This is a genomic window from Colwellia sp. 6_MG-2023 (assembly GCF_030547765.1).
GTDB lineage: Bacteria > Pseudomonadota > Gammaproteobacteria > Enterobacterales > Alteromonadaceae > Colwellia.
Window position 1 is genome coordinate 151,675 of record NZ_JAUOPP010000005.1, and the last position, 15,475, is coordinate 167,149.

Here is a 15,475-nt window from a genome sequence, read left to right on the forward strand (position 1 = left end):
CTTTTTTCATGTACCACTATCGTTCAAGACGTCATTTACGTAACTAAACGCTAAACAATCATCAACAGAGTTAAGTCTTATTCACTCCCCTCTTTCGAATATCCCTGACAAACGTTAATTTTATTAACCATAAAATATATTCAAGCGTTGTATACATAGCACTTCATATGTCTAAACAAGATCAAGTACATGTTAAATATTAATATATTTATCACTTAATCGTCTATTTGCTATTTGATTAAGGTAATATATAGCTACCTATTAAATTTTATTTGAATAATTTTTTATGAACGCTTTAGTTAACTTTTTTAAAACCATTTTCACTAGCCTCTGGCGAGTATTCACGATTACCCGCTCAGTAGTCCTTAATATTATTTTTATTGTATTTTTTATCGGTCTAATAGCCATGTTAAACACAGACTCTAAGAGTGTCACTGTACCGAATAATACCGCGCTTGTATTGAATTTGACTGGTGATTTAGTAGAACAAAAAAAAGAGGTTAATCCTTTAGATACTCTATTAGTCGAAGCACTAGGTGAAAAAGAAGGTAATCCTGAAGTTTTACTTTCAGATTTACTCGAGGTTATCACCAAAGCTAAAAATGATGATCGGGTGCAAATATTAGTATTACAGTTACAAGGACTTGGTTCAGCCGGTTTAGCAAAACTACAAGATGTTGGTGCTGCACTAGTTGACTTTAAAAACTCAGGTAAAAAAGTTATTGCGCTAGGTGATCAATATACACAAGATCAATATTACCTTGCCAGTTATGCTGATGATATTTGGTTAAATACCGAAGGCTATATGTTACTTGAAGGTTACGGTAGATATGGCATGTATTTTAAATCAGCGTTAGAAAAGCTATCAATAAACCAACATATTTTTCGTGTTGGAACTTTTAAATCAGCAGTAGAGCCTTTCTTACGTGACGACATGTCTGACGCGGCAAAAGAAGCAAATGAACTATGGCTAAATGATTTATGGACTCAGTATAAAAGTGATGTTGCACAACAAAGAGATTTTGATATTGAAAATTTTGATGAAAGTATTGAAGATTTAGTCAAAAAAATAGAACAAGCCAACGGTAGTTTTGCTGATTATGCCCTGAATAATCACTGGGTTGATCAATTGAAAACCCGTACTCAAATGCGTGATGCATTAATTGAACTGGTTGGTAAAAATAAAAAAGGTGATAGCTATAGTCATATTGGCTTTAAAGATTACTTATCTCTTATAAATCTTGATAAAACCTTTGATCAAAGTACCGCCCTTGCCCAATTAGATAAAGTTGCCGTAATAGTTGCTAAAGGTACTATTTTAAATGGTGTGCAAAAGCCAGGAACTATTGGTGGTGATTCAACAGCAGCCTTATTACGTAAAGCACGAGAAAATAAAAATGTAAAAGCGGTGGTATTGCGTGTTGATAGCCCTGGTGGTAGCGCTTTTGCTTCTGAAATAATTCGTCAAGAAGTCGAATTATTAAAACTTGCAGGTAAGCCTGTTGTTGCTTCAATGGGTACTTATGCTGCTTCAGGTGGTTACTGGATATCAGCTCCTGCAAATAAAATTTATGCCTCTCCTGCTACTATTACTGGCTCTATTGGTATTTTTGGTATGATGATGACCTTTGAAGACTCACTCAGTAAGATAGGCGTTTATACTGATGGTGTCGGAACAACAGATATCGCGGGCTTTGGTCCAACTCGACCATTAACTGAAGGTATGGCACAGCTATTTCAACTTTCTATCAATAAAGGTTACCAAGATTTTATTACCTTAGTAGCAGAAAATAGAGACATGACTTTAGCGCAAGTAGATTCTATTGCTCAAGGTCGTGTTTGGTCAGGTGCAAAAGCGAAAGAATTAGGCTTAGTTGATGAATTAGGTAATTTAAACGATGCCATTATTGCTGCTGCTAACTTAGCAAATATTGAACAATACGATACGTTATTAATTGAAAAAGAAGTATCTGAACGGGATAAATTTCTTCAAAAGATGATAGGTGAAGCGCAATCATTTATGTTTGTCGACACTTTATTACCGCTTGATAGCGACTTATCAGCTCCACAAAGTGTTAATGCAAAACCAATGACACAATTTATTGAACAAATGCAAAAGGAAATAACCAAGATGAATCAATTTAATGATCCACAAGGCATGTATACTTTATGTTTAGCGTGTAACGTTCAATAATGATGCTTAAAAAGAAAAAAATCTACGTTGCCTACACTGGTGGCACAATTGGAATGAAAAAAAGTGATCAAGGATATATTCCTGTTAAAGGTCACTTAACAGACTCTATTCATGCATTACCTGAGTTTTATCGCGAGGAGATGCCAGAGTTTACCATTAACGAATATCATCCGTTAATTGATTCATCCAATATGACACCAAGTGATTGGCAACGTATCGCTAATGATATAAAAAAACATTATGATGATTATGATGGCTTTGTTGTATTACATGGCACGGATACTATGGCTTACACTAGTTCAGCCTTGTCATTTATGTTTGAAAATTTAAACAAACCCATTATTGTCACCGGCTCTCAAATACCGCTTAGTCAATTGCGTTCTGATGGCCAGGTTAATGTGCTAAACTCCCTGTATATAGCAGCTAATTACCCTATTAATGAAGTGGGTTTATTTTTTAATAATAAGCTTTACCGCGGCAACCGCTCAATAAAAGCTTATGCCGATGGTTTTAATGCCTTTGATTCACCGAATATGCCGCCATTAATTGAAGCGGGTATTAATATTAACGTGATCGCGGGGAAAATTTCAGATCAATGTGTATATACACCTCCCGTAATTGTTCGCGATATTACACCTCAACCCATTGGTGTTGTGCATTTGTACCCAGGCATTAGTAGCGATGTTATAGAGAATGTTATTAGGCAACCAGTAAAAGCTCTAATAATCAGAAGTTATGGCGTTGGCAATGCGCCACAAGATCCCGCGCTGCTCGCTTGTTTAACTAAAGCGAAAGAGCAAGAAATTGTGGTGATTAATTGTAGTCAATGCATTAAAGGTATGGTTAATATGTCAGGCTATGCAACAGGCAATGCCCTGAATCAAGCAGGTGTTATTAGTGGCCATGATATGACATTAGAAGCAACATTAACCAAGCTTCACTATTTGCTTAGTCAAAATTTAAGTTATGCGGAAACGTGTCGTTTGATGGAAGTGAATTTACGAGGCGAATTAACAAGTTAGCCCCCCTACCAAGTTTTTTTATATTTAGATAAATAAACAGCAAGCAAAAAACAATTATTATATAAAAATTTTGAATTTGTATTTGTGAAATTAGTACATGTATGATGAAAAGAGCATAAGTCTTTTTTCCTCACCATAGCAAGGTTAAAAAGGATGATTAACTGAAATAACAAGGATCACTATGTTGGATATTTTATTATATTTGGTAAATATAGGTTACGGAGTTACGCTTGCAGGTGTCATTATATTTGTAGCTACAGCGTTTAGACAAAGTATCTTGTGGGGGTTGGGCTGCTTATTTTTCCCGCCGATTGCAATTATATTCTTATACATATATTGGCAGGAAGCTAAAATTCCATTTTTTATGTGGCTAGTAGGTATAGGATTAATTTTGATTTCTATAATTTTAGGAAGTTAAATTATACTTATTATCTACTATTCATAATATAAGTACGAGTGTAAATTATACATATATTGATTGAATATCGAACTATTATTGACAATCATAAATAGAATATTAGTATTTTTTATGAGCGATATTAACCGAAATATTTATAAGGATGAAATATGAAGTTAACTTTAAATAGTATTTTTTTAGGCGCACTTTTAGCGATTTCTACATTTTACAGTAATACCAGTCATGCTGATGGATTCAAATTAACAGCTTGTCATGGTTGTGATGCAGAAAATACAAAGTCAGCAGCCTTAAATGCATATGAAATAACTCAAAATGGAATTAGTTATGTTGTTGATAAGAAAAACAATTCATTTAGAAAATATACAGTTTACACTGAATGGACCAATACTGGAGATCACAATGTTCCTGTCAGGCGAGGTATAGAGAGAACATTAACTAGTTTAGAACAAGAAGCGGGTACTGAATTACTTGAAGGCATTAGCGAACTTTATTCCGGAAAACAATACCGAAACAGTCATTCTGGTGAATTAATTGCGGATATTGTAATAGCAAGTGGTCCTAATGGAGATAGCGCTTATGATTTCATTAAAACAAGCAAGATGAGATCTGATTTGTATCAACTGCATTTAGCAACAAAAGTAAATGCGTTTTCCGTTGTTGTTAACAGCATTACATCTAAACTAAGTTTAGGATCTATTCACTTAAAAGATATAAAATTGGGCATTAAGTTAATTTTTAATGATGATAGTCTTTTGACAGTTATTCCTAATCCACAAACAGAAACATATGACATTGTTGCTAATTCTGCTCGGGAGTCAGATGGGAATACAATTCCACTATCTAAAGCTGTTGTAAATGGAAATTATATTTTTTCGTCAAAAGAAAATACCCAAAGTTTTAGTCAATATTTGGGGTATTGGGGAATTACACTTCAATGGAAACACTCATGTATTCCAGTTACTGTCTCTTGTGTAGAAAGAGAAGGAGGAGGTTTAATTTGTTTAGGAAGCTGTATGTAATTAAAAATCAATGTATTCATTTAAATAAAACAATATAAAGGCTTTTAATTAGTAATGCCGTTCACTATCGGTAAACGGCATTAGCAGTTTTAACTGAGCAGCCATGCTTATTTAGGTTATTATTAAACAAATACTTTCTTTAATCGAATCAATAATTCAACATCTGACGCATTTAATTTTCCTAATGCTAACCAATCAATTAAACGTTTATTTAAATCAATAATACCTGATGATTGCATTTGTTCTTGTATTAACTTTACTTGTACTGCCATTCGTTGTGACGCAAGTTCATCAGGTGATTCAACTTGAGCCAAAATTTCCAGCTCTAATGTTTTTTCAGCACGTTCATTTGGATCAGCCTGCTCTGTGGTCAAACATAGATCTGATAATCGTTTTTGCCAAAAACTCGTTAGCGCTTGATACTCAGGTAAACTAATAAGATTTTCAGCCATAATTTCTGACTTTGCCACTTTCTCAAGCATAATAAATAAACTCTGCCAACTTTCCTTTTCTTCTTCGGCGATTATATGTTCAATTTTTTTATTAAGCTGTTTTATAAATACTTCAATCTCGCTGGCCACTGATTTAATAACAGGTTTATTGGCAATCACTTGTGATAATAATTCTTCCGCCTGTGTTTTAGCATTAATAATAGTATTTTTTTCTATACTGTTTTCTTTACTATCGTCGGCTACATCATTAAGACTTACTTTTATATCAATAAGCGTTTTATTAAACGCTTCAGCTACCTGCGCTAATTCTGATTTTTGCTCAGACTTAGCCTGATCTCGTTTGGCGAACACTTGATCATTAATCGCTCTAAACTTTTGCCAAAGTTTAGACTCTTGATGAGCACCAGCAAAACTAATCTCACGCCATTGTGCTTGTAATTTTTTAACATTTTCGATTGCTTGATAGGTATCTTCATTAGCAAGCTGTTGTTCCGCTTCTACAATTAATGCTTGTTTTTTATTACTATTAGCATCGTGAAAAGCTTTAATTGCATTTTTGATAGGTTGGATGATATTTTTAAATTGCTTAAACAGTTTTTGATACTGCTCCCTATCAACCTCACCTGCTTGCTGCCAGCGTTGTTGTAATTTATTTAATTTTCCATCAATTGCTTTAAAGTCTACTGTAGTGCTGTCAGTATTTTCAGGTTGTAACATTTCTGCTAAGTCTTGCGCTTGAGTTATTATTTCATTACGAGTAACTAAATGTTGCGCTCGCATTTTCTCTTGTTCAGCATAAAATAAGCGACATGGCGCGAATGCTTGTTCACACGCAAGGTTAAACTGCTCATTTAACTCTTTATCAATGTCTTCATCTGCGTGGCCTAATGAATTCCACGTTTTTCTGTATTGCTTTACTTTATTCGCTTGCGCATTAGGATCATCTAACGGTGTTGTTACTAAAGCATTTATTTCAACTAATAACTCTTGTTTGCGTGGCGTTGCAATATAATGTTCCCAATCGCTAATTTCGGCCATTCTTTTACTGACATTATCAAAATCACGCTGTAATTGTTGCTGTTGTTGGATCGATAATAAGGTAATTGCTTGATTAACACCTTTAAATAAACCGAAACAAACTTTGTATTTGCCGCGAAGTAATAAACGTTTTAAATCAATCAATTTTTTCTTAGTTTGCTCAAATAATTTTTTTTGCTCTTGCTGCAAAGGTCGTAAGCCATTTTGCCAACTCTGTGTAATCTCTTTATAAGACTCAGTAATAGACTGTGGCAACACACCGTGTGCCTTTTTATTTACCGCTTTGTAATTACTTAACCAATCATTATATGTTTGTTGACGTTCATTTAACTCATTAAGTGATTCAGGTAACGTCAATTGAGAAATATTGGAAATAAGGTAAGTTGCTTCACTTACCGATTGAGCAATTTCAGGCAATTGCGTTAATCGTACTCTCAATTGTTCGCTTTTTTGTAAAAACTCATTTTGTTCTTTATTGTTTAAAACACTTGCAGTGATATTATCGTTAAGTGTATCCAAGGTGATTAGAAATTTTTCTTCTGTATTGTTATCGCCCTGTTTATCAGAAGTTGCCCCTTCTAAGCTACCATCGAAAACTGCTGCGGTTATTTTTTCATTTAACTGAGCAATAGTTTTATTAAAACGTTCTTTCGCTGAATTTTTTTCATTAAGCAATTTTTCTGCAATTTTTGCTTGTTGGTATGCCTCTTCTTTTGGCGCAAAAATTTGCGTTAGTTGCCCCATAATTTTATTAAATTTATTTAATAAAATTTCTTGCTCTTCTTTTGGTAAACAAGTTATATCAGAATTATCTTGCTCCCACGCTTCGACTAACACTGATTTGTTTGTTAAGTAATGTGCATAATCTGATTGATCTTTCAGTGCTAATAACTTTGAAAGTATTAATTGTTTTTGTTTTAGTACGCGTATAGGCTTTTCTTTTTCTTCAATTAGCTGTGATAAACGGGTGTTGATAACTTGAACAACTTCATCATTTATTGCTTTTTTACTTAACTTTGTTAGTAATGACACATCGTTGAGTTCATTAAGTTCTAGCGACATTAAGTGCTTTTGTATTTCAGCTGATTGTTTTTTAGTAAACGTTTGTAATAGAAATTGCGCTGTATTTTTATTGTGAACCAAAATTTCAAATAAGCTTACCACCAAACACGGTTCATTTTCATGATCAAGCCATTGGCTTAACACCGAACTATCAACACCAAGTTCTTGATTGGTTTTTGTTGATTCAATTACTTTAGATAGAAAATCCTGTTTTTCCTTGGTGGATAAAATAATATTATGTTTGCCAGATAAAATATCTTGTACTTGCGCTTTAGCAAATGCTCTTACATTTTTATTATTATTAACAACACTCTCGTTCAAATAGTGCTCTAAACTATTGAGTTTTAATAACACAGCACGACGGACTAATTCGTTATCATCGTCATGTAGTAACGATAATAATACCGCTTTATCCTCACTATTATTATTAGTTAATTCATCATTTATAGCGCCGATACGTACATTGCTATCTTTATGTTGCCAGCTTTTTTTACTTTTAAACAAATTGAAAATCATAGGAAATCACATTTTGATGATAAATAAACATCCAATACTTCTAAGAAAAATGAATTAGAAAATATACTTTTGATTATTATAGGTTGGTAAAATGAGCAATATCGCTCTTAATTGAACTTTCATTTTCTGAGTTAGCTATGGAGCTTGCGCTAACAGTTTCTTCTTTAGTATTGGAGGAAAATTGTTCTTTTAATTGACGTTTATTTTTGTGTACCATTTGACCATCACTACCAATGGTTAACATTTCATCACTATTTAAGTGACGAGCCTGATAGGCCATAATTAATTGTAGCGCGGTATCACGTTGAGCTTGTTCTACCACAGTGCCTTCTGGCCATTTACCCGTTTCAGCTGCACATTTTAGACGTAAATACATTGCCTCTGGCATATGTTCAATTGTATCTTGTAAATTCATAAGAGACTCAGGTTATTTTTTTCGTTTAAAGAGAAGTAATTTTACTCGGATAACTAAATACATAATAAAACCAATAATGGTACAAATCATCGCTAATGTATGTTGCCAAGTGCCTTGTTCAACATTATCCCAAAACATAAACAAAAAGCCGCCACAAAACATTAACATAGCAACAAAAGAAAAATTCATTAATCGTTGTGCTTTATTAATTCTATTGACGCGATTTATACTAGCGATCTTTTCACTGTCTAATGCTTGTAAAGCTAATCCACAGTGGCTACAGTCTTTTGCTTTATCTGATATTTTTTTTTTGCAACTAGGGCAATTAATTACTGCCATTTTGATAAACCTTTGTAACGCATTATTTTATCAATATTCTACCCTTTTTCAGGCAAAAAAAAACGTCCCTAAAGACGTTTTTTACTATTATTTCTCTTAATACAGCACTATGGCTCGTTAATCTTGTTACTCTTAGCTTTTGCTAAACGATTTTCCCAAAATGTTGCATTTTTAATCCCTAGTTTCTGTGGATCAAAAGTATATTTATCAACATTGGCTTTTTGTTGTTCTTCATAATCTTTTAACGCTTTTATCGCGGGTTTCGACATAAAGAAAATGATGATAATACCAATAATATTTAACCAAGCCATTAGCCCAACACCGATGTCACCTAAGCCCCAAGCAATATTAGCGGCTTTCACAGTACCATAAAAAGTAGCGATCATAATGACGGCTTTTAGGATAAATACTGCCCCTGGGAGTTTAAACGTTCGCTTAATGTAGTAAATATTATTTTCAGCAATAAAGTAATATGCCAATATAGTTGTAAAGGCAAAGAAGAATAATGCCAAAGCAACAAAAGGTTTACCCACGCCAGTAAAAACACTTTCCACTGCAATTTGCGTAAACTCTGGACCATTGGCTGCAATATCACTTGCTACATTCTGCACAATAAATCCATCACCTACACCATGAACATTATAAGCACCGGTAATAATAATCATAAATGCAGTAGCAGAACAAATAAATAGCGTATCGATATATACTGAGAATGATTGTACTAACCCTTGCTGAGCAGGATGATCAACTTCAGCTGCAGCTGCGGCATGAGGCCCAGTACCTTGACCAGCTTCATTAGAATAGACACCACGTTTAACCCCCCAACCTATTGCAGCACCAAAACCGGCCATTGGCGTAAAGGCATCAGTAATAATCATCATAAATGCTCTGGGTAGTTCAGTGATATTTAACGCGATAATAATTAATGAAATTAAAATATAGGCTAGCGCCATAAATGGCACAACAACTTGTGTAAAATTAGCGATCCGTTTAATACCACCAAAAATGATAAAACCAAGCAATAATACTATACCTGTTGCTGTATAGAGTTTGGCATAACTTATTACACCAATGCCTGTTGCAATACTGCCACTATTAGAAAAAACTTGCTCTACAGCTGTGCCTATTGTATTCGATTGTACGGTAGGTAATAACACACCCGTAGCAAGAATTGTGGCTATGGCAAAAGTCCATGCATACCATTTTTGCCCCATTGCTTTTTCAATATAATAAGCGGGACCGCCATAATATTTACCATCATGCTCTTCTTTATAAATTTGTGCATTAGCAGATTCAATATAGGCTGTCGCGGCACCAAAAAAAGCAACTATCCACATCCAAAAAACTGCACCTGGCCCACCAAAACCTATAGCTGCAGCTACACCAGCGATATTACCAGCACCAACACGACCAGATAAAGATACGGCTAAAGCTTGAAACGATGATATGCCCTTTTCTGAACTTTGGCCTGACATTAATAAACGCCACATTTCTGAAAACTGTCGTACTTGAACAAAACGTGTTAACACAGTAAAAAACAAACCCGCACCTAAGCACAGGTAGATCAGAGCACTACTCCAAATATAACCATTAATAGTATTGACTAAATCTTGCACGTAAACTTCCTCTTTATTTTTATTATTTTATACACTTATTAAATAGTGTTTAGTTTGAAAATGTATTCGTCAATTTATATGTTCTAGTGACATTTTCATTGACGAATACAGTAAAGCGTTATCTATCTTAAGTCATCAACCATGTGATAGATACCTGTTAAGAAGTCACGTCCTAGTAGACTACTTCGAATATCAGACCAACCTACACTATAATCAGGAAGTAAGTCATTATCTTTAAAAGGCATTTCAATAGTATAAGCTAAGCATTTAAATTGGTTACCGACCCAATTTGTTCCAACTGTAGGGTTTGCTTGACCAGGCTCATCTTTGTCGTAACCACGTTCATCTTGAAATTCAGGTGTTAATGACAATAAAATGCTTTTAAACTTGTCTTCAAGTGCTTTATGGCGTTCATCATAATTAACTACACCTTCACAACCTGCTACAAAGTTAACAGGTAATGCTTCATCACCATGTACGTCTAAAAACATATCAACACCTGTTTCAAGCATTTTTTCACGTACTAAATAAACTTCAGGACTTCTCTCCATTGAAGGCGATAACCATTCACGGTTTAAGTTGGTACCTACAGCATTGGTACGCAGGTGACCACGAACACTGCCATCGGGATTCATGTTAGGCACAATATAAAATACTGCTTTATTTAATAAGGCACGTGCAACACCATCATCTTCATCAAGTAAACGATCTAGAAATCCTTCAATAAACCACTCGGCCATGGTTTCACCTGGATGTTGACGTGCTGTTAACCAAATAACACGCTTCCCCTCACCTTCTTCACCAATTTTTAATAAACTAACATCTCTGCCATCAATTGTTTGGCCTAACACTTGTAACTGACAGTCAAGATCCATTTGGGCATTATGTAATAAGTCTTGATGACGTTCATAACTGTAAGGTGAGAAGTAAGCGAAATAAACAGAATCAAATTCAGGAGTCATCGTTATTGTTAATTTATCACCATCAAAGGTGGTAGGAACACGAAACCAATGGTCACGATCATACGATGCTACCGCTTGATAACCTTTCCAACCCTCAACATAAGCGGATTTTCCAGCATTAATAATATTAAGAACATGTTCTTGACGAGTATTACTTGGACTAGTATCTGTCTGGAGTTTGAAATGAAACCACTGATAAAATTCAGATTGATTATCATGTTTTATTTCTAATTGAATATTGTTGATATTACTTGCATCAATAACACGGATATTACCGCTGTCAAAGTTGTCAGATATTTGCATAAAATTGAAAGCCTTTTTCTTTCATACCGACTTATCTATTGCTCGGTATGGACTAAAGAGTAAGGAAACAGTGTACACAAACATAAATAAGATCACTATAGAGATCTTAAATAAAGACCAAGTTCAGAAGAATACCCTAAAGATTTGCCAATAACTGTATTTTCTTCGTCGATAACATAGTAACTAGGGTATGCAGTAATTAAAAAAGCATTTTTAATTTCTTCATTTCCCAGTGCTATAGGAAAGGTTAATTTTTTGTCTTTTGAAAAATCAGATACTTCACTAAGCTTTCTATAATCTAACGCAACTGCAATAACATCAATATTGCTATTTTTTTCATACAGTGATTGCAAATTACTAATACTGACATGACAAATTTTACACCACGGCGCAAAAAAATAAATAATCGTTTTTTTACCTTGTGAATTTAATGACACTGTCTCGCCTAACAGTGTTGGTACTTGCGTAAATGACAATGCACTCGTTGGCGTTATTTTAGTATCAGAAGATAGCATGCTGGTTTCGCGAAGATAAGATACAGTTTGAAAAACGACAACAACAATCAACGCTTGAATGAACAAATTACGGAGTGTAGTAAGCAAGTGAATATTCCTTTAAATTTTAGGTTACAAGGAGTAGACCCGATAAGTGGTAATTTATTACAGAAATATTTTAATAGATAATAAAAAAAGAGCTATTAATAAAGTGTTAATAGCTCTTTCCAAAGGATTATCGTTAGTATCAATGTAGTTCCATTACTATTCTAAATAACTATTTATCGTCAATCCTAACAACGACTTATTGTCATCCTGAACTTGATTCAGGCTCTCTTTCTTTACAAAACTAGCTATACGAGATTCCGTATTAAGTCACCTACGGAATAACGACGTAAAGTAATAACGACAATAATGACTAACGGTAATTTACGAACTAATTAACCAATTTTGGTTAAGCCATTCATATAAGGTTGTAATGCTGTTGGAATATTAATACTACCATCGGCTTGTTGGTAATTCTCTAATACCGCAACTAACGTTCGACCTACGGCTAAACCAGAGCCATTTAAGGTATGTAATAATTCTGGTTTATTAGTTTCACTATTACGGAAACGAGCTTGCATACGACGCGCTTGGAAAGCCCCCATATTTGAACAAGAAGAAATTTCTCGGTAAGTATTTTGTGCTGGTAACCAAACTTCTAAATCAAATGTTTTAGTTGCGCTAAAACCTACATCACCACTACACAATGCCATAGTACGATACGGTAACTCTAATTTTTCCAGAATAGCTTCTGCATGACTAGTTAATTCATCTAGTGCTTCAAATGAATTTTCAGGTTTCACCAACTGCACCATTTCTACTTTATCAAACTGATGCTGGCGAATTAGACCTCTGATATCACGTCCACCTGAGCCAGCTTCACTACGGAAACAAGGTGTGTGCGCGGTCATTTTTATTGGTAATTCTGATTCTTCAACAATTTCATCACGGTACATATTAGTTAACGGTACTTCTGATGTAGGTATTAAAGAGAATTTTTTACCTGATAAATCGGTATGAAATAAATCTTCACCAAACTTTGGCAATTGTCCAGTACCATATAAAGAATTAGCATTAACTAAGTATGGTACGTACATTTCTTGATAACCATGCTCTTCTGTGTGCATATCAAGCATAAATTGCGCTAATGCACGGTGTAACTTAGCGATTTTACCGCGCATTACAGCAAAACGTGTGCCTGCTAATTTTGCACCGCTTTCAAAGTCTAATCCTTTATCGACAGAGAAGCCTAGGTCTACGTGGTCTTTAACTTCAAAATCAAATTCACGTGGTGTACCCCAACGTTTAATTTCAACGTTATCCTCTTCATCTTTACCTTCTGGTACTGATTCATCTAATAAATTAGGTATCGCACTGGCAATATCATTAATTTTAGCAAGTACTTCATCTTGCTCGGCTTTAGCAGCGTCTAAGTCATTACCAAGTTGGCTAACAGCAGCAAGTAATGGGGCAATATCTTCACCGCGGGCTTTTGCTTGACCAATAGATTTCGAACGGGTATTACGTTCATTTTGTAAATCTTGGGTTTTAACTTGAATCGCTTTACGTTGTTCTTCTAGCGCATTTAGGGTTTCAATATCAAGGGTAAAACCACGCTTTGCCAGTTGTGTGGCAATGTTATCTGTATCTGTTCTAAGTTGTTTGGCATCAAGCATAATTATTCACGTTATTTCTGGTTTAAAATTAAGATTAAAATTAATCTACAAAAGTTATATTATTTGGCTATTGCTGAGACTAAATAAAGTCCTAAACCAGCAGCAGCAATACAAAGCGACACATTCAATATAATATTAATGCCGGCTTTTAGTAAGTCTCCTTGTTGAATTAATAACAAAGAGTCTAATGAAAATGTTGAAAAGGTGGTAAAAGCACCTAAAAATCCAATACCTATTAAGGTTCTGTGAACATTAATATCTAAAATTTCATGTTCTATTAATTGGTATAACAAACCCATAATAAATGAGCCGGTGATATTAACCATCAATGTTGCAAAAGGAAACCCCTTTCCTAGCCAATTTAACACTAATTGCGAAATATAAAAACGCAAACTAGCACCACAAGCACCACCTAAAGCAACAAAAGCATATAAAGTTAGGTTACTAATCGCATTATTCATAGCGTTGCTCACTACTGTTTTGATTTAGCTGATTTAAATAATCGAGCTTTTCTTTTAATTGTTTTTCTAAACCACGATCGCTAGGTTGATAAAGATCGGTATTATAGCCACTGGCTTGTTCATTCGCCTTCGCTAATGCTTCTGGAAAATAATTTTCACCTGCGGCAAAAGCATTAATTTCATTATGAGCATAACGATAATCAACGCCATGGCCTAAATTTTTAGTAATTTCACTGGTTGAATTTTTTAAGTGATCGGGAACATCTAAACTTGAGGTTTGCTCCGCTAACACTTTAGCTTGATTAAAAGCCATATAAACGGCATTACTTTTTGGCGCTAATGCCATGTATACCGCAGCTTGAGCAATAGCTCGTTCACCTTCACTTGGTCCTACTCGATGAAACGTGTCCCAGGCATTAATCGCTAATTGCATCGCACGTGGATCGGCATTACCTATATCTTCACTCGCTATCGCAAGTAAGCGTCTTGCTACATAAAGTGCATCACCACCGCCGGTTAAAATTCTAGCATACCAATAAAGTGCAGCATTAGGATCTGAGCCTCTGACGGATTTGTGAAAGGCACTAATTAAATCATAAAAGGCATCACCACTTTTATCATAAAGCGCTATTTTACTGCCTGCTACTTGTGCTATTAGTTCAACAGATATTGTTATCTGGTGCTCTTTTCCCGATAAAAAAGCGGTTTGGCTATCAAGACAGTTTTCTAACAAGTTAAGTAGTCTTCTAGCATCGCCATCGCTGCGGTTTAATAAACTCTGCTTAGCATCTTGGTCTATGCTGATGTTAATACTTTGTTCTTGTGAGACTAAGGTGATTGCTCTTGTAAGTACTTGAGATAACTCATCCGCATTAAGTTTTTTTAACGTATAAACACGCGCACGAGATAAAATAGCCTGATTTAATTCAAACGCTGGATTTTCAGTAGTCGCACCAATAAAAATAATGGTGCCATCTTCAATAAAGGGCAAAAAAGCATCTTGTTGAGATTTATTAAAACGGTGTACTTCATCAACAAAGAGTACTGTTTTACTTTCTGTTGTTGAATTATTAGCTCTAATTTTGGCTTGTTCGATAGCAAGACGAATATCTTTAATACCTGACGTTACTGCAGATAATCGAACTACTTTAGCATTAGCATGGGTTGCTATAATTTCTGCTAGGGTCGTTTTGCCACTGCCAGGTGGGCCCCAGAAAATAAGCGAATGACAATGGCCTTGTATAATGGCTTGTTTTAAAGGGGATTCTTCCCCAAGAATATGCTGTTGCCCAACATAGTCCTCTAAGCTTTTAGGACGCATTTTTGCTGCCAGTGGCGCGTTAGAAGATAACGCTGAACTTAAGACAGTATCTTTCACTGGCTCGTTATCAAAAGTTTCTAACGCTAAGCCAAATAAATTAGTTTGTTGATTGTCTTCCACAA

13 protein-coding genes are annotated in these 15,475 nt (G+C 34.8%); 4 read left to right on the forward strand and 9 right to left on the reverse strand.

Going from position 1 to position 15,475, the window contains the following annotated elements:
• The first annotated feature begins 286 nt into the window (after positions 1 to 286).
• The 4 genes from sppA to Q4503_RS05250 all read left to right on the forward strand — a co-directional run bounded on the left by sppA (position 287) and on the right by Q4503_RS05250 (position 4,653).
• The gene (sppA, locus tag Q4503_RS05235) at positions 287 to 2,194 is read left to right on the forward strand and encodes a signal peptide peptidase SppA (RefSeq protein WP_303601590.1); all 1,908 of its coding nucleotides are present in this window, start codon (positions 287 to 289) and stop codon (positions 2,192 to 2,194) included.
• Entirely contained in the window at positions 2,194 to 3,216 is a 1,023-nt protein-coding gene (ansA, locus tag Q4503_RS05240; RefSeq protein ID WP_303601591.1) for an asparaginase, read from the forward strand. Before sppA ends, ansA begins: the two co-directional genes overlap by 1 nt.
• Positions 3,217 to 3,397: 181 nt before the next feature.
• Positions 3,398 to 3,634, forward strand: coding sequence for a hypothetical protein (locus Q4503_RS05245; protein ID WP_303601592.1), 237 nt, complete (start codon positions 3,398 to 3,400; stop codon positions 3,632 to 3,634).
• 149 nt (positions 3,635 to 3,783) lie between these two features.
• A complete protein-coding gene (locus Q4503_RS05250; RefSeq protein WP_303601593.1) occupies positions 3,784 to 4,653 on the forward strand; it encodes a hypothetical protein in 870 nt (289 codons plus the stop codon).
• 122 nt (positions 4,654 to 4,775) lie between these two features.
• On the opposite strand, the gene Q4503_RS05255 is transcribed toward Q4503_RS05250, so the two are convergent.
• The 9 genes from Q4503_RS05255 to Q4503_RS05295 all read right to left on the reverse strand — a co-directional run bounded on the left by Q4503_RS05255 (position 4,776) and on the right by Q4503_RS05295 (position 15,353).
• A complete protein-coding gene (locus Q4503_RS05255) occupies positions 4,776 to 7,721 on the reverse strand; it encodes a DUF349 domain-containing protein (RefSeq protein ID WP_303601594.1) in 2,946 nt (981 codons plus the stop codon).
• A gap of 76 nt (positions 7,722 to 7,797) precedes the next feature.
• Entirely contained in the window at positions 7,798 to 8,136 is a 339-nt protein-coding gene (locus tag Q4503_RS05260) for a YeaC family protein (protein WP_215974115.1), read from the reverse strand.
• A gap of 12 nt (positions 8,137 to 8,148) precedes the next feature.
• Positions 8,149 to 8,475: a hypothetical protein gene (locus Q4503_RS05265; RefSeq protein WP_303601595.1), complete on the reverse strand. Its 327-nt coding sequence runs from the start codon at positions 8,473 to 8,475 to the stop codon at positions 8,149 to 8,151.
• 107 nt (positions 8,476 to 8,582) lie between these two features.
• Positions 8,583 to 10,091, reverse strand: coding sequence for a sodium:alanine symporter family protein (locus Q4503_RS05270; RefSeq protein ID WP_303601596.1), 1,509 nt, complete (start codon positions 10,089 to 10,091; stop codon positions 8,583 to 8,585).
• Positions 10,092 to 10,213: 122 nt separating this feature from the next.
• Positions 10,214 to 11,356, reverse strand: coding sequence for a M14-type cytosolic carboxypeptidase (locus Q4503_RS05275; RefSeq protein ID WP_215974118.1), 1,143 nt, complete (start codon positions 11,354 to 11,356; stop codon positions 10,214 to 10,216).
• 95 nt (positions 11,357 to 11,451) lie between these two features.
• Positions 11,452 to 11,958 (reverse strand): TlpA disulfide reductase family protein, encoded by a 507-nt coding sequence (locus tag Q4503_RS05280; RefSeq protein WP_303601597.1) that lies wholly within the window; start codon positions 11,956 to 11,958, stop codon positions 11,452 to 11,454.
• 332 nt (positions 11,959 to 12,290) lie between these two features.
• Complete coding sequence (serS, locus tag Q4503_RS05285; RefSeq protein WP_215974119.1) at positions 12,291 to 13,571, reverse strand: serine--tRNA ligase; 1,281 nt, start codon at positions 13,569 to 13,571, stop codon at positions 12,291 to 12,293.
• Between the two features lie 59 nt (positions 13,572 to 13,630).
• Positions 13,631 to 14,032 carry a fluoride efflux transporter CrcB gene (gene crcB / locus Q4503_RS05290; protein ID WP_215974120.1) on the reverse strand — a complete coding sequence of 134 codons (402 nt, stop codon included), beginning with the start codon at positions 14,030 to 14,032 and terminating at the stop codon, positions 13,631 to 13,633.
• Positions 14,025 to 15,353 (reverse strand): replication-associated recombination protein A, encoded by a 1,329-nt coding sequence (locus Q4503_RS05295; RefSeq protein ID WP_303601614.1) that lies wholly within the window; start codon positions 15,351 to 15,353, stop codon positions 14,025 to 14,027. Before Q4503_RS05295 ends, crcB begins: the two co-directional genes overlap by 8 nt.
• Between the last annotated feature and the right edge of the window lie 122 nt (positions 15,354 to 15,475).

Coding starts and splice junctions, on each gene's coding strand:
- Q4503_RS05250 (WP_303601593.1), top strand. CDS start 3,784: ATGAAGTTAACTTTAAATAGTATTTTTTTAGGCGCACTTTTAGCGATT.
- Q4503_RS05295 (WP_303601614.1), bottom strand. CDS start 15,353: ATGCGTCCTAAAAGCTTAGAGGACTATGTTGGGCAACAGCATATTCTT.
- Q4503_RS05265 (WP_303601595.1), bottom strand. CDS start 8,475: ATGGCAGTAATTAATTGCCCTAGTTGCAAAAAAAAAATATCAGATAAA.
- Q4503_RS05275 (WP_215974118.1), bottom strand. CDS start 11,356: ATGCAAATATCTGACAACTTTGACAGCGGTAATATCCGTGTTATTGAT.
- ansA (WP_303601591.1), top strand. CDS start 2,194: ATGATGCTTAAAAAGAAAAAAATCTACGTTGCCTACACTGGTGGCACA.
- Q4503_RS05260 (WP_215974115.1), bottom strand. CDS start 8,136: ATGAATTTACAAGATACAATTGAACATATGCCAGAGGCAATGTATTTA.
- Q4503_RS05245 (WP_303601592.1), top strand. CDS start 3,398: ATGTTGGATATTTTATTATATTTGGTAAATATAGGTTACGGAGTTACG.
- Q4503_RS05255 (WP_303601594.1), bottom strand. CDS start 7,721: ATGATTTTCAATTTGTTTAAAAGTAAAAAAAGCTGGCAACATAAAGAT.
- sppA (WP_303601590.1), top strand. CDS start 287: ATGAACGCTTTAGTTAACTTTTTTAAAACCATTTTCACTAGCCTCTGG.
- serS (WP_215974119.1), bottom strand. CDS start 13,571: ATGCTTGATGCCAAACAACTTAGAACAGATACAGATAACATTGCCACA.
- crcB (WP_215974120.1), bottom strand. CDS start 14,032: ATGAATAATGCGATTAGTAACCTAACTTTATATGCTTTTGTTGCTTTA.